The sequence below is a fragment of the Paenibacillus lentus genome (genome assembly GCF_042714055.1).
GTDB lineage: Bacteria > Bacillota > Bacilli > Paenibacillales > Paenibacillaceae > Fontibacillus > Fontibacillus lentus_A.
In genome coordinates, this window is record NZ_JBHGVC010000007.1 from 1 (window position 1) to 22,141 (window position 22,141).

Annotated in this window: 21 protein-coding genes and 16 tRNA genes; 34 read left to right on the plus strand and 3 right to left on the minus strand. The window is 49.5% G+C overall.

All coding sequences use genetic code 11. The annotated features are described in order from the left end of the window. Positions 1-11 precede the first annotated feature (11 nt). The 16 genes from ACE3MQ_RS16565 to ACE3MQ_RS16640 all read left to right on the plus strand — a co-directional run bounded on the left by ACE3MQ_RS16565 (position 12) and on the right by ACE3MQ_RS16640 (position 1,800). Positions 12-87, plus strand: a tRNA-Asn gene (locus tag ACE3MQ_RS16565). Between the two features lie 3 nt (positions 88-90). Further along, positions 91-182: transfer RNA gene (locus tag ACE3MQ_RS16570), tRNA-Ser, on the plus strand. A gap of 138 nt (positions 183-320) precedes the next feature. After that, positions 321-395: transfer RNA gene (locus ACE3MQ_RS16575), tRNA-Glu, on the plus strand. A gap of 99 nt (positions 396-494) precedes the next feature. Further along, a tRNA-Val gene (locus ACE3MQ_RS16580) sits at positions 495-570 on the plus strand. Positions 571-587: 17 nt separating this feature from the next. Then, a tRNA-Met gene (locus ACE3MQ_RS16585) sits at positions 588-661 on the plus strand. A 16-nt stretch (positions 662-677) separates the two neighbouring features. Continuing rightward, positions 678-754 (plus strand) — tRNA-Asp (locus tag ACE3MQ_RS16590). A gap of 125 nt (positions 755-879) precedes the next feature. Then, positions 880-955: transfer RNA gene (locus ACE3MQ_RS16595), tRNA-Phe, on the plus strand. A 24-nt stretch (positions 956-979) separates the two neighbouring features. Beyond that, positions 980-1,055: transfer RNA gene (locus tag ACE3MQ_RS16600), tRNA-Thr, on the plus strand. Between the two features lie 3 nt (positions 1,056-1,058). Continuing rightward, positions 1,059-1,144, plus strand: a tRNA-Tyr gene (locus tag ACE3MQ_RS16605). A gap of 10 nt (positions 1,145-1,154) precedes the next feature. After that, a tRNA-Trp gene (locus ACE3MQ_RS16610) sits at positions 1,155-1,228 on the plus strand. A 27-nt stretch (positions 1,229-1,255) separates the two neighbouring features. Beyond that, positions 1,256-1,331, plus strand: a tRNA-His gene (locus ACE3MQ_RS16615). 23 nt (positions 1,332-1,354) lie between these two features. Continuing rightward, positions 1,355-1,430, plus strand: a tRNA-Gln gene (locus tag ACE3MQ_RS16620). A gap of 6 nt (positions 1,431-1,436) precedes the next feature. Continuing rightward, positions 1,437-1,511: transfer RNA gene (locus tag ACE3MQ_RS16625), tRNA-Gly, on the plus strand. 11 nt (positions 1,512-1,522) lie between these two features. Then, positions 1,523-1,596: transfer RNA gene (locus ACE3MQ_RS16630), tRNA-Cys, on the plus strand. A 10-nt stretch (positions 1,597-1,606) separates the two neighbouring features. Next, positions 1,607-1,692: transfer RNA gene (locus ACE3MQ_RS16635), tRNA-Leu, on the plus strand. Positions 1,693-1,718: 26 nt separating this feature from the next. Continuing rightward, positions 1,719-1,800, plus strand: a tRNA-Leu gene (locus tag ACE3MQ_RS16640). A gap of 429 nt (positions 1,801-2,229) precedes the next feature. On the opposite strand, the gene ACE3MQ_RS16645 is transcribed toward ACE3MQ_RS16640, so the two are convergent. From ACE3MQ_RS16645 to ACE3MQ_RS16655, 3 genes are all read right to left on the minus strand, one after another. After that, the gene (locus tag ACE3MQ_RS16645; RefSeq protein ID WP_379394615.1) at positions 2,230-3,102 is read right to left on the minus strand and encodes a YitT family protein; all 873 of its coding nucleotides are present in this window, start codon (positions 3,100-3,102) and stop codon (positions 2,230-2,232) included. Positions 3,103-3,230: 128 nt separating this feature from the next. Further along, a complete protein-coding gene (locus ACE3MQ_RS16650) occupies positions 3,231-3,725 on the minus strand; it encodes a cation:proton antiporter regulatory subunit (RefSeq protein WP_379394617.1) in 495 nt (164 codons plus the stop codon). A gap of 320 nt (positions 3,726-4,045) precedes the next feature. Continuing rightward, a complete protein-coding gene (locus ACE3MQ_RS16655; protein WP_379394619.1) occupies positions 4,046-4,249 on the minus strand; it encodes a hypothetical protein in 204 nt (67 codons plus the stop codon). A 281-nt stretch (positions 4,250-4,530) separates the two neighbouring features. Between ACE3MQ_RS16655 and ACE3MQ_RS16660 the strand changes: the two genes are divergently transcribed. The 18 genes from ACE3MQ_RS16660 (at position 4,531) to ACE3MQ_RS16745 (ending at position 22,086) form a co-directional block, all read left to right on the plus strand. Beyond that, positions 4,531-7,425, plus strand: a complete 2,895-nt coding sequence (locus ACE3MQ_RS16660; protein WP_379394621.1) for a Na+/H+ antiporter subunit A — start codon at positions 4,531-4,533, stop codon at positions 7,423-7,425. A gap of 3 nt (positions 7,426-7,428) precedes the next feature. Continuing rightward, entirely contained in the window at positions 7,429-7,767 is a 339-nt protein-coding gene (locus ACE3MQ_RS16665) for a Na(+)/H(+) antiporter subunit C (protein WP_379394623.1), read from the plus strand. Next, positions 7,760-9,238, plus strand: a complete 1,479-nt coding sequence (locus tag ACE3MQ_RS16670; RefSeq protein WP_379394625.1) for a Na+/H+ antiporter subunit D — start codon at positions 7,760-7,762, stop codon at positions 9,236-9,238. Before ACE3MQ_RS16665 ends, ACE3MQ_RS16670 begins: the two co-directional genes overlap by 8 nt. A 5-nt stretch (positions 9,239-9,243) precedes the next feature. Continuing rightward, positions 9,244-9,720, plus strand: a complete 477-nt coding sequence (locus ACE3MQ_RS16675; protein ID WP_379394627.1) for a Na+/H+ antiporter subunit E — start codon at positions 9,244-9,246, stop codon at positions 9,718-9,720. Continuing rightward, on the plus strand, positions 9,717-10,010 hold the full coding sequence (locus ACE3MQ_RS16680; protein WP_379394629.1) for a Na(+)/H(+) antiporter subunit F1: 294 nt from the start codon (positions 9,717-9,719) through the stop codon (positions 10,008-10,010). The genes ACE3MQ_RS16675 and ACE3MQ_RS16680 overlap by 4 nt, the downstream gene beginning before the upstream one ends. Beyond that, positions 10,000-10,398 (plus strand): monovalent cation/H(+) antiporter subunit G, encoded by a 399-nt coding sequence (gene mnhG / locus ACE3MQ_RS16685; protein WP_379394631.1) that lies wholly within the window; start codon positions 10,000-10,002, stop codon positions 10,396-10,398. The genes ACE3MQ_RS16680 and mnhG overlap by 11 nt, the downstream gene beginning before the upstream one ends. Before the next feature lie 207 nt (positions 10,399-10,605). Next, positions 10,606-10,905: a hypothetical protein gene (locus ACE3MQ_RS16690; protein WP_379394633.1), complete on the plus strand. Its 300-nt coding sequence runs from the start codon at positions 10,606-10,608 to the stop codon at positions 10,903-10,905. A 54-nt stretch (positions 10,906-10,959) separates the two neighbouring features. Then, positions 10,960-11,634 carry a PspA/IM30 family protein gene (locus ACE3MQ_RS16695; protein WP_379394635.1) on the plus strand — a complete coding sequence of 225 codons (675 nt, stop codon included), beginning with the start codon at positions 10,960-10,962 and terminating at the stop codon, positions 11,632-11,634. Between the two features lie 5 nt (positions 11,635-11,639). Continuing rightward, on the plus strand, positions 11,640-12,110 hold the full coding sequence (locus ACE3MQ_RS16700; RefSeq protein ID WP_379394637.1) for a PspC domain-containing protein: 471 nt from the start codon (positions 11,640-11,642) through the stop codon (positions 12,108-12,110). Position 12,111: 1 nt separating this feature from the next. Further along, positions 12,112-12,819 (plus strand): PspA/IM30 family protein, encoded by a 708-nt coding sequence (locus tag ACE3MQ_RS16705; protein WP_379394639.1) that lies wholly within the window; start codon positions 12,112-12,114, stop codon positions 12,817-12,819. A gap of 127 nt (positions 12,820-12,946) precedes the next feature. Further along, positions 12,947-13,597 carry a cell wall-active antibiotics response protein LiaF gene (gene liaF, locus ACE3MQ_RS16710; RefSeq protein WP_379394641.1) on the plus strand — a complete coding sequence of 217 codons (651 nt, stop codon included), beginning with the start codon at positions 12,947-12,949 and terminating at the stop codon, positions 13,595-13,597. Positions 13,598-13,615: 18 nt separating this feature from the next. Further along, positions 13,616-14,689 (plus strand): sensor histidine kinase, encoded by a 1,074-nt coding sequence (locus ACE3MQ_RS16715; protein WP_379394643.1) that lies wholly within the window; start codon positions 13,616-13,618, stop codon positions 14,687-14,689. Next, positions 14,679-15,323, plus strand: coding sequence for a response regulator (locus ACE3MQ_RS16720; RefSeq protein ID WP_379395096.1), 645 nt, complete (start codon positions 14,679-14,681; stop codon positions 15,321-15,323). Before ACE3MQ_RS16715 ends, ACE3MQ_RS16720 begins: the two co-directional genes overlap by 11 nt. 258 nt (positions 15,324-15,581) lie before the next feature. Continuing rightward, positions 15,582-16,421 (plus strand): YwmB family TATA-box binding protein, encoded by an 840-nt coding sequence (locus tag ACE3MQ_RS16725; protein WP_379394645.1) that lies wholly within the window; start codon positions 15,582-15,584, stop codon positions 16,419-16,421. Between the two features lie 184 nt (positions 16,422-16,605). Then, positions 16,606-18,153 carry a glucose-6-phosphate dehydrogenase gene (zwf, locus tag ACE3MQ_RS16730; protein WP_379394647.1) on the plus strand — a complete coding sequence of 516 codons (1,548 nt, stop codon included), beginning with the start codon at positions 16,606-16,608 and terminating at the stop codon, positions 18,151-18,153. A 227-nt stretch (positions 18,154-18,380) separates the two neighbouring features. Beyond that, complete coding sequence (locus ACE3MQ_RS16735; protein ID WP_379394649.1) at positions 18,381-19,991, plus strand: FAD-dependent oxidoreductase; 1,611 nt, start codon at positions 18,381-18,383, stop codon at positions 19,989-19,991. After that, on the plus strand, positions 19,988-20,320 hold the full coding sequence (locus tag ACE3MQ_RS16740; RefSeq protein ID WP_379394651.1) for a 4Fe-4S binding protein: 333 nt from the start codon (positions 19,988-19,990) through the stop codon (positions 20,318-20,320). Before ACE3MQ_RS16735 ends, ACE3MQ_RS16740 begins: the two co-directional genes overlap by 4 nt. A 182-nt stretch (positions 20,321-20,502) precedes the next feature. Then, complete coding sequence (locus tag ACE3MQ_RS16745; protein ID WP_379394653.1) at positions 20,503-22,086, plus strand: peptide chain release factor 3; 1,584 nt, start codon at positions 20,503-20,505, stop codon at positions 22,084-22,086. Positions 22,087-22,141 lie beyond the last annotated feature (55 nt).

The window sequence follows — 22,141 nt, forward strand, 5'->3', positions numbered from 1 at the left end:
TATGAGAATGTTCCCTGATAGCTCAGTCGGTAGAGCACTCGACTGTTAATCGAGTTGTCACAGGTTCGAGTCCTGTTCGGGGAGCCATATGGAGAGGTGTCCGAGTTGGCCGAAGGAGCACGATTGGAAATCGTGTAGGCGTCACAAGCGTCTCGAGGGTTCGAATCCCTCTCTCTCCGCCATCATTATACTGAGAACTCTCGAATGGGTTCGTCGGAGCATTAGCTTCGTTAGGAACTCATCGCAGTCTCGAATGGAATGAGAGTATCCCTCTCTCCGCCATAATTCTCTTTCGTATCATAGTTGTATGATACATATGCGGCCCGTTGGTCAAGGGGTTAAGACACCTCCCTTTCACGGAGGTAACAGGGGTTCGAATCCCCTACGGGTCACCACTATTTAAATTAGCTTTAAGCGGGATGAGAATCCCTAAGTACTAAATATAACTTGATTTCTAACTCAGTTATATGGTACAATAGAAATTGTCTTTCCTCGGAGGCTTAGCTCAGCTGGGAGAGCATCTGCCTTACAAGCAGAGGGTCAGCGGTTCGATCCCGTTAGCCTCCACCATATAATTTTATAACTGACGCGGGGTGGAGCAGCACGGTAGCTCGTCGGGCTCATAACCCGAAGGTCGCAGGTTCAAATCCTGTCCCCGCAATTGTAATTCCTAGTGTGGAGCCGTGGTGTAGAGGCCTAACATGCCTGCCTGTCACGCAGGAGATCGCGGGTTCGAATCCCGTCGGCTCCGCCATTACATCTCTAAATAAGGGATGTGGATCAAGTAAGGATAGACAAGTCTAGCTCTGGAAACCGTCACTCTAACGAGCTGATCACAGCGGAATAGGTGAAATGGATCCAAGGTAACTATTCCTATATGGCTCGGTAGCTCAGTCGGTAGAGCAGAGGACTGAAAATCCTCGTGTCGGCGGTTCGATTCCGTCCCGAGCCACCATTGATTTACTTGATAATTGAAAATGCCGGTGTAGCTCAATTGGTAGAGCAACTGACTTGTAATCAGTAGGTTGGGGGTTCAAGTCCTCTCGCCGGCACCACATGGAGGCTTAGCGAAGTGGCCAAACGCAGCAGACTGTAAATCTGTTCTCGTACGAGTTCGGTGGTTCGAATCCATCAGCCTCCACCAGTTTTACCATAGGGGCATAGTTTAAAGGTAGAACAGCGGTCTCCAAAACCGTTAGTGTGGGTTCAATTCCTGCTGCCCCTGCCAGTTCTACAATAGAATATCTTTATTATGGCGGTCGTGGCGAAGGGGTTAACGCACCGGATTGTGGCTCCGGCATTCGTGGGTTCAAGTCCCATCGATCGCCCCATTTTTATCTCAAAAATCAAATATTGGGGATTAGCCAAGCGGTAAGGCAACGGACTTTGACTCCGTCATTCCATAGGTTCGAATCCTATATCCCCAGCCATTTGTTGCGGACGTGGCTCAGCGGTAGAGCATCGCCTTGCCAAGGCGAGGGTCGCGGGTTCGATTCCCGTCGTCCGCTCCATTTTTATATATGGCGCCATAGCCAAGTGGTAAGGCACAGCTCTGCAAAAGCTTTATCCCCAGTTCGAGTCTGGGTGGCGCCTCCATAGTTACTCTGCGGGAGTGGCGGAATCGGCAGACGCACAGGACTTAAAATCCTGCGGTAGGTTACTACCGTACCAGTTCAAGTCTGGTCTTCCGCACTTGTATTGAGTTAAACTTTTACTATGCCGATGTGGTGGAATTGGCAGACACGCCGCACTCAAAATGCGGTGCCGAGAGGCTTGCCGGTTCGAGTCCGGCCATCGGTATTAACGACAAGAAGGTATATAAAATTGCTTAAACCAAGCAATTTTATATACCTTTTTTCTATAATCACAAGAAAAACAGCCTCTAAACGTGGCTCTCTTCTTGGAAAGTACCTCGATAGTTGTTTTTCTAATAAAGCATAGGGAAAATTGACTTTGATCATCGCGCGGTATATTTTGAGTATGAGATGGACTCACTAATCAGCAGAAGAAATGCGGCAAATTCACAGTTTGAATCTAAGTCAGCCTATCGGCTCTAATCAGGACAATTTCGACTTCTAATACAGTATTCGACCCAGTTCCTTCTGGACGTCCATACTGCGTAGCAACGCGTATTAGAAGCTGCGTGCTTGGCCATATAAGAAGCGCCTTAAGTTCAATTCGAATTTAAGGGCGCTTTTTCTAGTTGAGGGTATTTTACCTTTCATGCCATTATGATGTTGCATTGTGTTTACTGTGTAGTGTAATGGTACAGCCTGGATCTATATCTTTGACGATGGCCTTTAATCTTGCCGTTTCCCAGCGGTTACACTGGCATACAAGGATTCCGCCGTCCCCGTCTAAGGATTCGCTAAGAAATTGGGCTTTGCGGTTTAGACGCTGCTTAAGAGCTCTCTGAATTGCTGGGCAATGGTCACTGGATATATGGAATATGTATGGGCGAGTAAAAGGCAGGCCTCTTAGTGGAATTTTGACCGTTTCAAAGGCAGATATGTACGCGATGATGGAATATAGCGCTTGCTCAAATCCAAAATAAAAGCCTGCTGCAATAAGTATCGAACAGTTGAGCAGCAAGAGAATCCATTCGATGGAGAAGGGGAGCTTGAAGTGGCTCCATCTGCTGATGCTGGTCGCCGGATCCAGGGAGCCTCCAAATCTTACAGCGAGACCGAGGCCTAAGCCAAGAGATGTTCCGCCTGCCAAGGCGGCGAGTAAAGGATGTTCGGTTATAGCGGGAAAGGGGTGCATGACCACAGAGAATAGGGAAAGCACAAATAATCCTACGACCGCGCATATGGCGAAGGAGGTGTCTAAATGTCTTCTTTGCAGCACGATGAATGGGATGTTTAGCAGCAGCAGGAATAGGCCTAACCTCATCTCCGTGTAGAGGGCGAAGAGGGCGGAAAGTCCGGTCATACCGCCTACGATGATCCCATGCGGCATTAAAAATAGCTCCAATCCAATAGAGGCGAGGAGAGCGCCAAGTATAACGCCAATAACCTGGATGGATGATCCGTTATAGCGAGAAATTGCACGGTGAATTCGATCAGCCAGTGAAAATAGGGTTGATTTGTTATTTCGCATAGCGACAAGGGAGGCTAGAGCTATATTTATTAGGCATATGAAGGAATAATACTGCTCTAGACAAAAGTAGCCCAGCGGCTACGATGGACATAACCGCCAGACTAGGATTCAAGTTGAGAGGCTTCACATTAAGCACTTCCGTTCAGTAAAATCTGTCTAATTTGCTGCTGGTGCAGACGCTCGCCGATTACTACGACCAGTGCGCCCGCAGTAAGGAGCAGATCCGGCCCAGGATTGATGTGTTTGGAATGATTAGTCTCAACGACAGCAATGATCGTTGCACTGGAACGCTGACGTACGCGCAGCTCACCAATCGTTTTGCCAATCGCTTTGTAGTGAGGCTCTAGTTTGTACCATTCGATAATGAGATCGCCTAATGCGACTTCTATATTTTCCAAAGGAGTAGGCTTATAAGTAACTCCGCCGATAATTGCAGATACATATCGTGCTTCCTCATCGGTTAAAGAAATTTTGGAGATGCTGTCATCGGGGTTGTCAGCTCCATAGTGATAAACTTCACGTCGACCATCATCATGGATAGTAATAGCCAATTTCTCGCCGCTGCGAGTTTCAATTTCAAATTTTTTACCTATGCCCGGTAATTCAGTCTCTTTCAGATTCATTAGCTTCCGACCTCCAATATAAGAAATGTTATTTTTATAAGTTGTTTAATACAGCCGCCGGTTTCCTTCACGGAACATGGGCGAAATTCTCAAGAAACTCTCAATTACTTGTTAATTACATGTTCATTACATGTGATCCATGGTGCATAAAACTAGTAAATTAATGTAACTATAGGACTCGCTTCATAAGCTGCTAGAAGAGTGGACGAAAATAAGCCCCTGCTAATGAGTATAAATATAGCTACTAACCTTAAGGATAGCATACAATGCTGTGTATCTCAAAAGAATGATGATAATTTATTGATACATTATGCATTCATCTACTTCCGTCCTGGAAACTGCACGATTCGAATATACTCCCGGGGCTGAAATGCAGCATGATTATCGATCCTGCTTTGCGGCTGCGAGTATATGATAAACTGTTCGGGCGGCATGATCGAAGGGAGACGACGTTCGAGAAACGCTGCACCGCACACCATAAATAAAAATATGGACGAGCAGACGAGGATTTGACGGCTCGGCATGAAAACCACTCTCCTTTACTACAGAAAGTGATTTCCTTAATGAGTTATATATATACAGTTATATTCTGGTTTACAACCATCTGAAAAAACGATATACTTTTGGATGTACTAAAAAGCACGATCATCATCAACCACAATCAACCACATAGTTGTTTATCGGAGGAGCCTGCCAAATGCGGGCTCTTTTTGTGTTTTTTAGGCATACCGTATTTATGTTCTCGTTTAAATATGGCAAAGCTGATGAGACCCGGATGATTACCGAGATTTAAGGAGGAAGCATTTTGTCTACATTGCACGCAGCAATTATTTTGCCTTTTATTCTAGCTGTAGGAGTACCATTGCTTAAGAGGCTGCCGGGAAAGCCGCATCCAGGATGGGCTGTTCTCTTGGGACCGGCTGCTCTCTTTATTTATTTTCTGGCGCAGATCCCGCTCGTTCAGTCGGGTAGGGGGATCGTTTCGAGTATTCCTTGGATCTCCTCGTTGGGCATCGAATTTACAGTGGTTCTGGATGGACTTTCTTTGTTATTCGCTCTGCTTATTTCGGGAATTGGAACGCTGGTCGTTTTATATTCAATTTTTTATATGGATAAGGAAAAAGAGGCCGTTCATCGCTTCTACATTTATTTGCTTCTGTTTATGGGAGCGATGTTAGGGGTTGTACTATCGGACAATTTGATCGTTCTCTACGGTTTCTGGGAGCTGACGAGCATATCTTCTTTTCTGCTGATTGCCTTCTGGCATCATCGAGAGCGCTCCAGATACGGCGCATTCAAATCCATGCTGATTACCGTATTCGGCGGTCTCGCCATGCTAGCCGGATTCGTACTCATTTATATAATGACGGGCACCTTCTCGGTTAGAGAAATCGTTCAAAACGTGGATATGATTCGGGGGCACTCTTTGATGCTGCCTGCCCTGGTACTGGTGCTGCTTGGCGCCTTCACAAAATCGGCCCAATTCCCGTTTCATATTTGGCTGCCGGATGCGATGGAAGCTCCGACCCCTGTCAGCGCTTATTTGCATTCAGCAACGATGGTTAAAGCCGGATTGTATCTCGTAGCCAGATTTACGCCTGTTTTTTCCGGGCAGGCGGTCTGGTTTTGGCTTGTGTCTGCCGTTGGGCTTACTACGTTGATCTTCGGTTCGTTTAAAGCTATTAAGCAAACCGATTTGAAGGCGATGCTGGCCTTCTCCACGATTAGTCAGCTGGGGCTGATTATGGCTTTGCTGGGGCTTGGCTCAGCTTCCGGTTATTTTACCGATGTCCAGCAGTCCTTGTTCTATTCCAAGGCCACAATGGCCGCTATATTCCATTTGATGAACCATGCGGTGTTTAAGGGAGCGTTATTCATGGTCGTCGGGATTGTGGATCATGAGACGGGGACAAGAGATATTCGCAAGCTTGGCGGGTTAATGTCGCTGATGCCCGTGACGTTCACCGTTGCGTTAATCGGTACTTTTTCGATGGCCGGTCTCCCGCCATTCGGGGGCTTTCTTAGTAAAGAAATGTTCTTCACGGCTGTTCTGAATACGCGCGAAATGGGCATATGGAGCATGCAGACCTGGAGCTTATGGTTTCCGATCATCGCCTGGATAGCCAGCGTCTTTACCTTTGCATACAGCATGGTGCTGTTGTTTAGAACATTCACGGGAAAATTCCAAGCGGAGCAGCTGAAAAATCAGCCGCATGAGGCGCCGGTCGGCATGCTCATTTCTCCAGTAATCATGGCTTCGTTGGCTCTTGTCTTCGGGCTATTCCCAGGCTTGCTATCGTACTCGTTAATCGAGCCTGCGATGGCCTCGATCCTGCCGGGCCTGCTTGCGCCGGGCGAGAAATTCCAGGTATCCATACAATTTTGGCATGGCTGGACTCCGGAGGTATTTATGACTTTGGGCGTCATTGCGGCTGGTATCCTGATATTCTCGCTGCAGCCTAAAGTCAAAGCATTGAACAGTCCAGGGTTTGCCCGGTTCTCGTTGAATAGCGTCTATGATACGGGCTTAAGGACGATGGAACGCTCATCGCGATGGTTGACGAACAAATATATGACGGGCTCCGTGCGTCATTACTTAATTTATATTTTTACGTTCTTTGTAGTTGTGCTGGGAGCCATTATGTTTGCATTCGATGGCTTCAGTCTCGATATGAGCAGTTATGCTCCGGTCACAATTTATGAGGCGGCCATTCTGCTTGCCCTAATTTTAGCCGCGTTAGCGGTGCCTTTTGCCAACTCGCGCTTGCTGGCGATCATTTTGACGGGGGCAGTAGGGTATATGGTGACCTTGTTCTTCGTCATCTTCCGTGCGCCGGATCTTGCCCTAACCCAGCTCATTGTGGAGACGGTATCGGTAACGCTATTCCTGCTATGCTTCTATCATTTGCCGAAGCTTAAGAAGGAACTGTCCGTCCTTAAATTCAAGCTCACGAATTTCCTGATCTCGCTAGGAGTGGGCGTGATGGTTACACTGATTGCGCTCAGTGCTCTAAGTGCGGGGAGCAGCCATCCCTTCGAATCAATATCGAAGTTTTTCCTGGAAGCTAGCTACAAGCTGGCAGGCGGCAAAAACGTCGTGAACGTCATCCTGGTCGACTTCCGGGGCTTTGATACGATGCTGGAAATCGTAGTGCTCGGGATCGCGTCGCTCGGCATCTATGCGATGATTCGTTTGAACCTGGATGAGGAACAGGACGTTCAACTTCCTTCGCCTACGTTGTCTGCTGACAAACAGGCAGGTGCCAAGCTGACACCGCCAAGAAGCAACGACGTCATTCTGCGGATGACTTCGAGGGTCGCTATGTTTATTATATTGACCTTCTCCTTATATTTGTTCTTTGCAGGACACAATGACCCCGGAGGCGGATTTATCGGCGGACTGATGACCTCAGCCGCACTGGTGCTGCTCGCTATAGCATTTGGAATGGAGGTCATGCGCAAAATCGTTCCGCTTGATTTCCGTAAAGTTATGGCCACAGGCCTGCTGATTGCTTTCTTGACGGGGCTAGGCTCGCTTGCGTTTGGAGTTCCATTCCTCAGTCATGCGTTTGGGCATGTGCATGTACCGATCATGGGGGAAGTAGAGCTGGCAACAGCGGTCATTTTTGACCTCGGGGTGTATTTGACCGTAGTAGGCGTCACGATGACGATTATTCTTGAGATTGGGAGGGATCGATAAATCATGGAATTAATGATGTCTATTGCTGTCGGCATATTGTTCATGATCGGAGTATATCTTATCCTTTCCAGAAGCCTGCTGCGTATCATTCTCGGAACATCGCTTCTTACCCATGCGGTGCATCTGCTTCTTCTAACCATGGCACGACTGAAAAGAGGAGCGCCGCCGCTGCTTGGCGAACATGCTTCCGCATATACGGATCCTATTCCGGCGGCTCTGATATTAACATCGATTGTTATTAGCTTTGGGGTTACATCCTTCTTTTTTGTACTTGCCTACAAGTCGTATCAAAAATTGAAGACGGATGATATGGAGCAGTTAAGGGGGGAAGAAGGTGAATAATTTACTCGTATTTCCACTAATGATTCCTCTGTTGACTGCGGTTGCACTTGTTTTTTGCCATAACCGGGTAACGCTGCAAAGGTGGATTAATGCTATAGGGGCGATTCTGAATGTCGCCGCAGCCATCCTCATTGTTCGTCAGGTGAGGCTGAACGGAATTCAGACCTTGTACATGGGGGGATGGACTCCCCCTTACGGGATCGTGTTTACTGCGGACATGTTGGCGGCGCTGCTTGTCCTGACGACGACGGTGCTCAGTACAGCCTGTCTGTTCTATGCGTTTGGCAGTATCGGAAAAGAGAGGGAGCGTCATTATTTTCATCCGTTCTTTCAATTTCTGATCGTAGGAGTAAACGGTTCGTTCCTCACAGGGGATTTATTTAACCTGTTTGTCTGCTTCGAGGTCATGCTGATCGCTTCCTACGCTTTGATCGTGCTTGGCGGGACGAAGCGGCAGCTGAGAGAAACCTTGAAATATATACTGATCAATATCGTGTCCTCCAGCTTCTTCGTGGCGGCGATTGCCTATTTATACGGGGTGGTTGGAACGCTGAATATGGCCCATCTATCATTGCGTGTAGCCGAAGCGGGGCAGGGCGGGGTACTCAATGTAATTGCTGTATTGTTCCTTATCGTATTTGCACTCAAAGCGGGTCTGTTCCTGTTCTTCTGGCTGCCAGGTTCCTACAGCGCTCCGCCAACGGCTGTGAAGGCTTTGTTCGGCGCACTTTTGACCAAGGTCGGCATTTATGCCATTGCCCGCACGTTCAGCCTTATATTCTATAATCAGCCGGAGTTGACCCATTCGCTTATCGGTTGGATGGCGGTATTGACGATGATATTAGGCGGGATCGGTGCCGTTGCTTATTCCGATATTAACCGGATCATCAACTATAACGTCGTAATCGGAATTGGTTTTATTTCCTTCGGAATCGCCACGGCCTCCAAACTGTCCATGGATGGCGTCGTCTTCTACTTGATCCATGACATGATTGCCAAAGCGCTGCTGTTCCTGCTGGGGGGCATGCTCATCAAAGCAGCGGGAACCAGCGATTTGCGGCAAATGGGCGGACTGATCAAGCGATATCCGCTGCTCGGCTGGATGTTCTTCATCGTGGCACTGGCTCTAGTAGGCGTGCCTCCGCTTAGCGGATTTACGGGCAAGCTGCTGATCGTTCAAGGCGGGTTCGCGTCGGGACACTATATATGGACGGGGGTTGCGCTCGCGTCGAGCTTGATCGTGCTCTATTCTTTAATGCGGGTGTTTTTGGGAGCATTTTTTGGCGGGGAGGAGCCGGCTGCTGTGCAGGAGACTGTTCGGTTAAGAGGGCTGATGCCCGCCGCTGCCGCACTATTTGTTCTAATTCTCGTGATCGGCATCGGCTCCGAATGGGTATACTCGCTCGTGTCCCAGGCCGGGGATGTTCTGGCGGATCCAGTAATTTATATTGATGCCGTGCTGAAGGAGTAGATGGAATGGCACTTCAAATTTTATTAAACTTCCTAATCGCTGTCGTATGGATGTTCCTGAATAATAACTGGTCGGCCTCCGGGCTCATCGTCGGCTATGTCGTGGGATTGGCTCTGATCGGCATGTTCAGGCGCTTCTGGCCGCAGGGCTTTTATATGAAAAGGGTATGGGCGATCGCCAAACTGCTTGCGCTGTTTATTAAAGAGCTGTTTAAGTCCAGCTTCGTGGTCATTGGGCAGGTCATTTCGCCTAAGCTGAACATTCGTCCAGGCATTTTCGCTTATACGACCGAACTGACTACAGATTGGGAAGTAACGATACTTGCCAATCTGATTACGCTGACGCCTGGAACGCTGACGCTTGATGTATCGGGGGATGGGTCTACTCTGTATATCCATGCGATGGATATAGATGATGTGGATGAGCTGTGTATGGAAATCAGAAATACATTTGAACAAGCGATCCTGGAGGTGACGAGGTGATTAACGGATTGTTGTTTGCGGCGCTCGTGATTATATCTCTTTCGATATTGGGCTGCCTGTATCGTTTAATGAAGGGACCGTCCATGGCTGACCGAATTACGTCGCTCGATACGATCGGCATCAATCTGCTGGCGATGGTAGCTGTGCTCTGCATGCTGATGAGGACGGAGGCTTATTTTGAAATCATTCTCCTGATCGGTATTCTTTCTTTTATAGGAACGACGGCCTTTGCCAGATACATCGAGCGGGGCGTCGTTATTGAGCAGGGAGGTGACGATCATGATCGGTGAGCTATTGATCGGCTTGCTTGTGCTTTTTGGAGCGGTAGTCAGTGCGCTGAGCGCCTTTGGGCTTGTCCGGCTCCCTGACGCTTACATGCGGTCACATGCTGCAACGAAAAGCACGACGCTGGGCGTATTATGCATTTTGAGCGGGGCGTTTTTATATTTTATGTTCTATTTAGATCATGTGAGTGCCAAACTGCTGCTTGGCATCGTCTTCGTTTTCATTACTGCACCTGTAGGAGGGCATTTGAACGGCAGGGCCGCTCACCGGACTGGGGTGCCTTTATGGAAGAATAGCGTTCGTGACGATTTAAGCGAAGCGACCAAGCAGGAGCGACAGCAGCAACAGCAACAGCTCGATACGATGCAACAGGAACATCGACAGCACCCATAGAAACGTTATCGTCAGCCAACCTGCTCCAGTTGAATGGGGCAGGTTGTGCTATTTTCCAAGGCGCAAGTCTTTGGCTGTTTAAGAGTCCTAAGCCCTCCTCGACTTAGGTCTAGGATGAAAAACCGTCCGCAGTCCGTTTTGAATAAATGCTTTTCCACCTACAATATAGACATAAGGTTGATACTTATGAAAGGCGGTGACAAATAAATGAGAACTAATCGATCGGGTGGCTTCGCCATCGTACTTATTGTCCTGGGAGCATTGATCCTGTTGGGCAAGCTTACCCCGCTGCTGGGCAGTCTTTTCGGATTGTTGTTCGCGGTAGCATTGATCGGTCTTGGTTACTATGGTATTCGCCGGGGCAACGCTTTTTTTGGATGGATCGTCCTCTTCTTTGGGATCATATCCTTAATCTCCAAATTGGCTTGGCTCATCGTACCGGCAATCGGGATCGGCTTGATCCTCTTCGGCATTTATTCACTGAGCGGAAGACGACGGGGTTATTGATCACATATATGGAATAATTATGATGACCGAATTGGTTAGGAGGGATGAGATGTCATGAGTGTATTTCGTCGAGTACGAGATATTACGGTAGCTAATCTAAACGAACGGTTGGAGCAATCTCAAGATCCTGTACGGTTGATCGATCAATTTTTGATTGAGACCCGTCAGGAAATCGCCGAGGCGGAGAAATTGCATCAGCAATATGCGGGACATACGAAGCAGTTGAAGCAGCAAGTTGATCAGGCTAAGGTGATGCGCGACCGCAGGGAAGAGCAGGCGCTGATTGCCCTTAAAGCCGAGGAAGAGCATTTAGCCAAGTTAGCATTGCAGGAGAAAATGCTCTATGAAGAAAAGATCGAGCAGTATTCCGGATTGTACGCCCAAAGCCTGGAGTCCCTGCAGGAATTGGAAAGCCAATTGAACGAGTTAAAAACGGAATATCAAGTGGTATATAGCAAGCGGCAGTATTATTACGCCAGAATGGAGACGCTCCGTCTGCAGCAGCGCATGAACCAGCGGATGAGTGGGTACGGTACACAAGACGTGCCAAAAATGTTCCACCGCCTGGAGGATCGGGTATCTGACATGGAATGGGAAGCCCGCAGTCTTCGGGATCTGAGAAAGTCAGGTCAGGAATTCATGAACCAAGCCGGATCGGTTCTGCAATCTACCTTGGAACAGGAGCTCTCCCGTTTGAAGCAGAAGCTGAATAACAAAGGAGAGGAGTAAGACCAATGGGAACTCTATACCGTTCCAGACGTGATCGTTGGTTCAGCGGCCTGCTCGGCGGGCTTGGCGAGTACTTCGGCATCAGCGTGACCGCGCTTCGGCTGCTTACGATCATCAGTGTTCCGTTTACGGGTGGAACAACGATCATGATTTACTTAATTGCATCGCTTGTTATCTCGAAGGAGCCTTATATTCCTCGCGATCCATACGGGGGAGGCTGGCAGAGCAGCAACCACGGGGGCTATGGATACGGCAATGCGGGCAACCCGCAATACCGTGATCCGCAATATGCCGATCCGCGTTACGGCAGCCCGCAATACAATGATCCGCATTACCAGAAACAATCCGCATTTAGCGGCAATGAATCGAATTTGGATTCGATGATGGAAGATATTGAGAAGAAGGCTATGGAAAAAGAGCTGGAAGAACTCCGTAGAAAATTATCAAAATATGAGAACGAGAAGGGAGATAAATAAAATGGGAGTATTTAAAAGAATCAAGGACATTACGAAGGCGTCTGTCAATGATATGCTTGATAAAGTAGAGGATCCGGTAGTGATGCTCAATCAATACTTGCGTGATATGGAAGCGGAAATCCGCGACGCAGAGGTAACGGTAGCGAAGCAAATGGCAAATGAGCGCAGAATGAAGCATCGTCTGGAAGAGGCGATTCGCATTTCTGCACAAAGAGAGAGCCAGGCTGAGGCTGCTCTGAAGAACGGTCAAGAGGAAGTGGCTCGCAAGCTGCTCGAAGAAAAAATCCTGTACGATCAGAAGCAAGTGGAATTCAGCGACCTGCATGCTCAATCCGAGGCACAGGCATTGGAGCTTAAGCAGCAGCTTCATGATATGAAGGATGAGTTCTACAAGCTGCGCAACAAACGCAACGAGCTGGTCAGTCGTGCTCAAATGGCTAAAGCCAGAAAGCAAATGTCTCAAATCAATACGCTGAACACGATTGAGAGCGGCAGCGCATCTCTGGGCTTCCATCGGATGGAAGAGAAAATCATGCAGCTGGAGGCGGAAGCTGAGGTAGCCGGAATTGGTTATCGCGGAGTAAGCAGCAGCAATTCCTCCTATATCAGCCCGGCTGACGCCGAGAAGCAGGTCAAGGTGGAAGAGCAGCTGGAAGCGCTGAAATCCAAGCTGAACCCTTCCGCGAAGAGCGGAGAAGATAAGAAATAACAGAGCTACACGACTACAGGACATTGTGATATGCTATGTAATGGTAAAGCCATGCGGTATGAGTCTATTATACTGTTATGGCTTTTCCACTTACATTCTCACATATGAACTGATCTGGAGGTGCGGCATGGATAGGCATAGAAGCTTATTGGCCATCGGATTGATCGGGCTTGGCGTATTCATCATCTTCGGCCAGTGGCTGAGCTTTTTTACCATCGTCGCGTTTTTAATATTGGGCTATGGCATTTATATGATTCGTCGGGGTGACGACGTAAAAGTCGGTTATATTCTGCTGGCGATCGGCGGCGGCATAATTCTATTGAACCATTTAATGCTAGTAATCGCTATTTTGATGATCTCGCTTGGATTATATTATGCCAAGATGAAGAAGACGCATCCGCAAGGCAACCATGTCCAAAAGCAGAACATTACATCCAGCATTCATTGGGATCGCGACCCTTGGACGCTTCGCAATACAAGCATGTGGCATGTGCTCGGGGAAGTGAATATTGACCTGTCGCTGGCTATGGTGGAAGATCAAAATAATGTGCTTATGTTCCAAGGAATCGTCGGCGACATCGATCTGATCGTGTCTGAAGACTACGGCGTTGAGATTGAGGCGTTTGTCCTGTTCGGACAAGTCGACCTCGATGAAGAGAAAGAGACAGGGATGCTGAATCGCATCTATTGGAAGTCTCCCAATTATGAGCAAAGAGATCAAAAAGTGAAAATTATAATTTCCTACCTTGTAGGGAATGTCGATATACATTTAACCTAAACACAGGAGGAGACCTGCATGAGAAAGAAAAAACCAGCTAACATGGTATCTCGCAGTATGCGGGATGGGATCCTCCTGTCTTTTATACTGCTTGTGGGAATTATGTATGTAATGTATACATACGGGTATTTCAAGCCGTCAACTTCCTGGAAAACAGGCATACAAGCCGGGCTTACGTTGCTTACGCTTCTTCTTGTCATCGGCGCGGTGTATGGTTTCTTACAGGGCTACCGTTCTAAGCGAAGGGTTGATTTGCTTCGTGATTCCTTGCTGCAGTGGGAGAAGGGGAATCAGACGGGAACCGTCCCAAAGCTGGGGGAGGATGAGCTGGGCCGGCTAGGGGAACAACTGGAGAGGATTGGAAAGCGCTGGGAGGAGCAGGTCAGCTCCTTGCAGCGCTTGTCCACGCATAATGCTCAGTTGGCTGAACAGGCGAGGGTGTCGGCGATCGTCGAGGAGCGGCAAAGGCTGGCCCGCGAGCTTCATGATGCGGTCTCCCAGCAGCTGTTCGCGATATCGATGACGGCGACGGCGGTAGGCCGTACCCTTGAGAAGGATTTTGACAAGGCCCAGCGTCAAGTCGAGCTGATCGAGGAGATGGCTTCGGTCGCCCAGTCCGAGATGAGAGCCTTGCTGCTGCATCTCCGTCCGGTTTATTTGGAGGGCAAGGAGTTATCGCAGGGGCTGCTGGAGCTGGTACGCGAGCTAAAAACGAAGGTGCCTATGGATCTCACGCTTGAGATCGATGAAGATTTGAATCTTGGCAAAGGCATCGAAAATCATTTATTCCGCATCATTCAGGAAGCCATGTCGAATACGCTGCGGCATGCCAAGGCGGATAAGATGGAAATTCGCATTCATCGGAGAGCGGAGACGGTCAAGGTCATCCTTCGTGATAACGGGGTCGGCTTCCAGCTTGATGAGAAGAAGCAGGCGTCCTATGGCTTAAACACGATGCAGGAGCGCGTGCGGGAGATTGGCGGCTCGATTCAATTTATTACCGCACCGGGCAAAGGGACGCGAATTGAAATTACGGTACCGTTACTGACGGAAGAGAGTGGAGGGGAGGAATATCATGGAGATGGACAATGATATTAAAGTACTGCTGGTGGACGATCATGAGATGGTAAGGATCGGTCTGGCTGCTGTGCTTGGCACCGAGGATGGCATAGAAGTGGTTGGCGAGGCGAGCAGCGGGGAGGAAGGCATCCGTCTCGCTCAAGAGTATAAGCCTGACGTTGTGCTCATGGATCTCGTGATGGAAGGCATGGATGGAATCGAGACGACGAGGCAGCTGCTTAAGCTCTACCCCGAATGCAAAGTCATCGTCCTGACGAGTTATCTGGATGATGAGAAAATGTATCCCGTCATCGAGGCGGGAGCGTTCAGCTATCTACTAAAGACGTCCCGTGCTTCCGAGGTAGCCGATGCCATTCGTGCCGCAGCTCGCGGCCAATCTGTCCTCGAGTCGCAGGTGGCGTCTAAAATGATGAACCGGTTCCGGCAGCCGAAAACGGAGACTCCCGCTCACGAGGAGCTGACGGATCGGGAGATGGATGTGCTGCGCCTGCTCGCTCAAGGAAAATCCAATCAGGACATTGCCGACGATCTGATTATCGGTATTAAAACCGTGAAGTTTCACGTAACGAATATTTTAGCCAAGCTAGGTGTGGAGGATCGTACTCAAGCGGCCATCTATGCTTATAAGAATGGGCTGGCCGAATAATTGGTGAGGCGGGGAGTGTAGCACTTTTAAAGGTATTTTGTGTTGGAGTGACATGAACTTTATATCGACGTCCACCTCTTCCAGCTCTGCGGATGAGAGAAGATGACCCTGGCCAGCAAGCCGGAGGTCATTTTTTTAGATTATAGCATTCATAAGTTTTCAGCGATGCAACCACTGATTACATCTCAATGTATAATTATCAGCTCTCCTGGAGAACCTGTTGATAGATTCATAGAACGGTTGAGGAGAGATGATGGTATGATGAAAAAATTATGGGGAATCATGGTCATGATTATTGTTGCGGGTGCAGTTGTTGTGAAATCGTTGAATGGCATAGGCATAACAGCTAATGCGGATGCTGCTTATTCGTCTGAAGCTGAATCATCGCGGGTACAATTGGAGAAAATGTTGGCTGTAGGGGAAAACTTGACGCAGGGTGATATGCAAGGCACCGTCAAATGGCAGGGAGAATGGCAGACAGGGCTGTCTTTGGAGGCAGCGGCGGAGGTACTGGCTGATCGATTGGGATTAGCGAACCGTTATGCAGAACAAGTGCATGAACGGGATGTGTTCTATGCCGAAGGGACAGCAGGAGATATCCATGGCAAGCTGGCGATAACGTCTCAAGCGGAAGGGCTCTATTATGTAGTCTTACGGCTTGAAAACCAATCGATGGCAGGGCTGGATCAATTAGCGGAATATGGCGCTGGCTATGGTGAAGCACTTCTTAAGGAAGGTGTGCGCGTCAAATGGAATGCAGCACTGCAGGGAGCGGCTCTAGCTGTTGATCATGCAGCAGCCTTCTCAGACTCCGCCCTTGGGGGGGAGGGTTATTATGAAGGGGGGATCCAAGATTTTCCCGCAAATGCTGCATTTGAAGCAATGGAGTCTCGTGCGAGGGAATGGCTGGAGCTGCGTCAGGTGGAGGGCTTTGAAGATGATCGAACAATCAGCCGCTCTTATGCGGTGGAGGAATTTCCGATTAAAGTAAAGAGCGCCGGTAAGAATATTGGCCTGCAGTTGGCGGTTCATTGGAACACGGAAACGAATCGTTATGATGTATCCCTAGGCTCCCCGCTGCTGACGGTTGAATATTAAATGAATATTAGATAAATATTAGATGAATTTTCAAAGAACATAACTATTTTTGATATGAATGTGATGGCATCCTTGTAGTGAATATGCTAAAATATCATCACATGCTGTGATGCCGTGTAAGGTTATGGCATTGATGGGAGAATGAATAAATATACACTATATTACATAGAAAGAATGAGGAGCCATGACTGAAATACAAAATCTAGAGTCACTGCAAACACCAGGTGCGGTATATTTCATTTTTGGAGCAACCGGAGATTTGGCCAGGCGGAAGTTGTTTCCCGCAATATATTCCTTGTATCGCGAAGGAAAGCTCGGAGAAGATTTTGCGGTTATCGGCGTGGCGCGACGTCCCCGCTCAATGGAAGAATTTCGTGATGACGTGTATCGTTCCATCCAGGAGTTTTGTCGTTATTCGGTCGATGATAATGCGGATTGGAGCCGTTTTGCAGAGCATTTTTCGTATAAATCACTCGACATTAACAATATAGACGGATACCGGGAGCTGCTTCAGCAAACGGAGGAAGTGGAAGCCCGCTTCGGCATTCCCGGTAATCGCCTGTTCTATCTGGCGCTTGCACCGGAGTTGTTCGGCAGCGTATCCTTCAATCTGCAGAAGGGCGGCATGCTGGATAGCAGCGGCTGGCATCGTCTCGTGATTGAGAAGCCGTTCGGTTATGATCTGATTTCCGCTCAGAAGCTGAACGAAGAACTGAACCAAGTGTTCAAAGAGGAAGAGATTTACCGGATTGACCACTATCTTGGTAAAGAGATGGTACAGAATATCGAAGTGATTCGTTTTGCGAATGCGTTTTTCGAACCGCTTTGGAACAATAAGCATATTTCCAATATTCAAATCACGCTGAGCGAGACCGTCGGCGTGGAGGAGCGCGGCGGGTATTATGATAATGCCGGAGCCCTTCGGGACATGGGACAGAACCATATGCTGCAATTGCTTACGATGATTGCCATGGAGCCGCCAAGCCGACTGCTTGCCGAGGATATCCGGGATGAGAAGGTGAAGGTGCTTCGCTCGCTTCGTCCGTATGCTTCACCGCAGGAAGTGAAGGAGAATGTTGTGCGGGGGCAGTATGCAGAAGGAGAAAGCGGCGGCAAGACGCTGCCGGGCTACCGCCAAGAGGATAAGGTAGATCCGAACTCCAATACGGAGACGTACTTTGCAGCCAAGGTATTTGTGGACAATTTCCGCTGGGCTGGTGTTCCCTTCTATATTCGTACAGGCAAACGCCTTCCTGTTAAGACAACGGAGGTCGTTGTTGAATTCAAGCAAATGCCAACCAACGTTTACCTGGGGCAGAAGCATAAGCTCGAGCCGAACCTGCTCGTAATCCGCGTGAACCCGATGGAAGGGATTTATATCAAGATCAACGCGAAGAAGCCGGGCACGGAATCGCAGATCAGTCCGCTGGCGATGGAGTTTTGTCAGAGCTGCCAAGTAGGCATCAACTCTCCTGAGGCATACGAGCGTCTGATCCATGATGCGGCCAATGGCGATTCCACTTACTTTACACGGTGGGACGAAGTGGCTACAGCATGGGCATTCGTAGACCGTATTGCGTCCGCTTGGGCTCAGGACTCCGGCGATATCAGCACCTATGCCGCAGGATCCTGGGGGCCGGAGGAAGCTGATAAGCTGCTTGCGCAGGACGGTTTCCACTGGTGGCCGGTGAATGGCCAGGAAGAAGATAACGTTATCTGGATTAAGGGATAGGTTGATCTCGATCTAGTTGAAATGTTGACATAGAAGCCGTCGATCAGTTGAACTGCTGGTTGACGGCTTTTTTATGGGTTGACAAATATAGGCAGCCTTGCTATTGTGTAAGTTAATAAATTTAATTATTCTCATATGAATAATGCGAATTATAGTCGACCATTCGAATGGAGGCATTTCCCGTTTTAGGGAGGTGCCTCCTTTCTGTTTGGGGAGGAGGTAATGGCATGCGGGAAAAGGGCTTGAATTTAAGGGCTGATGTATTGGTTATTGGCGGTGGGCCAGCCGGTACCTGGGCTGCAATCACGGCGGCGAAAAAGGGGAGTCAGGTCGTTCTGGCGGATAAAGGCTATTGCGGAACAAGCGGGGCTACAGCGCCGTCGGGAACGGGCGTATGGTACGTCAAGCCGGAGATGGCCGCCCGGGAAGAGGCTAAGCGCAGCCGTTACTTTCTCGGAGGTGAATTGGCCGATAGGCAATGGATGAACCGTGTACTGGATCAAACCTATGACAACATGGGTACGATCGCTAAATGGGGATACCCGTTTCCCGTAGATGAGCAGGCCCAGCAGCATCGGAGAGGCTTGCAGGGCCCGGAATATATGCGCTTAATGCGTAAAGTGGTCAAGCAGGCAGGGGTGAAAATACTGGATCATAGTCCGGCGCTTGAATTGCTAGCTGATGAATATGGCGTTGGAGGGGCCGCAGGGGTTCGCACATCGTCCGGGCAGGCTTGGTCAGTTCGTGCTGGAGCTGTGGTAATTGCTACAGGAGGATGCGCTTTTCTAAGTAAAGCACTGGGCTGCAATGTGCTGACGGGAGACGGCTACTTGATGGCTGCCGAAGCCGGAGCGGAATTCTCCGGTATGGAGTTTTCCAATGCGTATGCCTTATCGCCGGTCTTTTCTTCGGTGACAAAGACGGCCTATTATCAGTACGCTTCCTTTTATTATGAGGACGGTACGCTGGTAGAGGGAGCAGGCTCCAAGCAGGGGCGTTCTGTGATCGCCCGTCATTTGCTGGCTGGTCGGCAGGTGTATGCGCGGCTCGATTTGGCGCCTGAGGAGATCAGGCCGCTGCTGCGAGTTGGCCAGCGGAATTTCTTTTTGCCCTTTGACCGCTGTGGCATCGATCCGTTTAACGATTTCTTCCCGATTACGCTTCGCCTTGAGGGAACAGTACGCGGAACTGGTGGAATCCATATTATCGATGCGACATGCGCGACGAAGGTGCCGGGGTTATACGCAGCTGGCGACGCGGCGACCCGTGAGCTCATATGCGGCGGATTTACTGGCGGAGGCAGCCACAATGCCGCATGGGCGATGTCCTCCGGCAGCTTTGCGGGGGATGGGGCTGCGGAATACGCCCGGCGATTGGGGCTGCTCGCTTATCAGCGTAAGGTAAAAGGCCTCTCTGAACGTTCTCTGCCGCTGAATAGCACCGCCTTCAAGGGGAGGAAGAGGGAAAATACTTATTCAGCCGCAGAATATGTGAAGGCCGTGCAGGCGGAGGTCATGCCTTATGATCGGAATCTGTTCCGTTCCGAGGCAGGTTTGAAGTCATCGCTAGAACGCTTGGAACAGATCTGGCAAGAGCTGAGGGAGGACAACGCCGGATGGGATCGTGAGGGCGTTAGGCTCCGGGAAGCAGCGGCGATGACGGCTGCGGCCCGCTGGATGTATCATTCTGCGTTATCGCGCAAAGAGTCGCGAGGAATGCATAGGCGTGACGATTATCCCCAGCTGGATCCGGCTCAGCAGCATCGCTTGATCAGCAGTGGGCTTGACGAAATTATCGTCCGGCCTGAACCGATAGGGAAGGAGGCTGTGCTGCAATGATTGAGCTGATTAGCGAGAGTCGGTGCGTGCAGTGCAATTTATGCGTTAGCGTATGTCCGACGGATGTATTCGATAAAGGGGTGGACGGCATTCCGCTGATCGCCCGTAAAGAAGATTGCCAAACCTGCTTTATGTGCGAGCTGTATTGTCCTGCAGATGCGATGTATGTGGCGCCGTTTGCGGAAAGGCAAGCCGAGGTGCAGGAAGCGGAGCTAGAGGAACGGGGCCTGCTCGGGGGCTATCGCGAGAAAATCGGATGGGGCCCGGGACGCAAGCCGGTATCTTCGCATGAGTATATGCATCAATTGGCAGTTAGGGGAATTCCTTAAGCCTGTCGATTAGAGCAGAAGAATAAGTGACCGAATAGCGTGATTATGCATAAGCTAATACTGGGCTTCAACAAAAGCATCCTAGACATCTCCCAAGATGTGAGGGTGTTTTTTGCGTACAAAGAGACAAAATATGTTACAATATACAACGTGAATTTGTGGAATGAGAGGACTAGTGATAAATGAGCAAAGCATTGGGACAAGTGCTGCAGCAGGAAGTGGACAAACGGCGGACGTTTGCGATCATTTCCCACCCGGATGCCGGGAAAACAACATTAACCGAGAAGCTATTGCTGTTCGGCGGGGCGATCCGCCTGGCCGGATCGGTAAAGGCTCGAAAAGCAAGCAAGCATGCAACAAGCGACTGGATGGAAATTGAGAAGCAGCGCGGGATCTCCGTCACTTCCTCCGTCATGCAGTTTGATTATAACGGTCATCGAGTAAATATTCTGGATACGCCGGGTCACCAGGATTTCAGTGAGGACACTTATCGTACCTTGACCGCAGCGGACAGTGCCGTCATGCTGATTGACGTGGCCAAGGGCGTCGAGGTTCAGACGATCAAGCTGTTCCAGGTCTGTGCCAAGCGCGGCATTCCAATCTTCACTTTCATCAATAAGCTGGATCGGGAAGGCCGGAGCCCGTTTGATCTTATGGAAGAGCTGGAGCAGGTGCTGGGCATCCGCTCTGTGCCGATGAACTGGCCGATCGGCTCGGGCCGAGAGCTGTCGGGCATTTACGACCGGATGAATAATCAGGTTGAATTGTTCCAAGGGGACGATCATTCCCAGATTCAAGTGAAGAAGGTCGAGAATTATCACGACCCTGCGATCCGTGAATTGGCTGGGGAATTTCTTCATGATCAGCTCTGTCAGGATTTAGAGCTCCTTGATGTAGCTGGAGATCCTTTTGATATGGAAAAGGTTAGCCGCGGCGAGTTGACGCCGGTCTTCTTCGGCAGCGCCGTGAACAACTTCGGCGTTCAGACGTTCCTGGAGAACTTTCTGCGCCTTGCTCCGAAGCCGGAGCCGCGCCATAGCGTAGCCGGGCTGGTGGAGCCGACGAATGAGAAGTTCTCGGGCTACGTATTCAAAATCCAGGCAAACATGAATCCCGCGCACCGGGATCGCATTGCCTTCCTGCGCATCGTGTCTGGAAAATTCGAGCGGGGCATGTCGGTGAAGCATGTTCGCGTAGGCAAAGAGATTAAGCTGTCTCAGCCGCAGCAATTCCTTGCTCAGGATCGGGATATCGTGACTGAGGCGTATCCCGGCGATATTATCGGTTTGTTCGATCCGGGCATTTTCCGGATTGGCGATTCACTCAGTCAAGGAAGCGAGATTCAGTTCGATGAGATGCCGACCTTCTCTCCGGAGATTTTCGCCAAGGTGACGGTGAAGAATGCCTTGAAGCATAAGCAGTATCAGAAGGGGATCGACCAGCTGACGGAAGAGGGAACGATTCAGGTGTTTACGACGGTAGGCTTCGAGGATATGCTGCTTGGTGTTGTAGGGCAGCTGCAGTTCGAGGTGTTCGAATATCGGATGAAAGGCGAGTACGGCGTAGACGTTCAATTGCAGCGGATGCCGTATCAGTTCGCCCGCTGGCTTGTTGCGGATAAGGTTGATCCGTCGAGATTCCGGATTAATTCTACGCTAGTGACGGACAAGAAAGGCAATTATGTCGTCTTGTTCGAGAACGAATATGCGATGAGAACCGCGATGGAGAAAAATCCGGATGCGAAGTTTTTAGAGACGGCACCCTAATACAAGCTTAAAAGGCCGTAGCCACGGTATGATAAAAAGGAAGCCTCCTTATCCG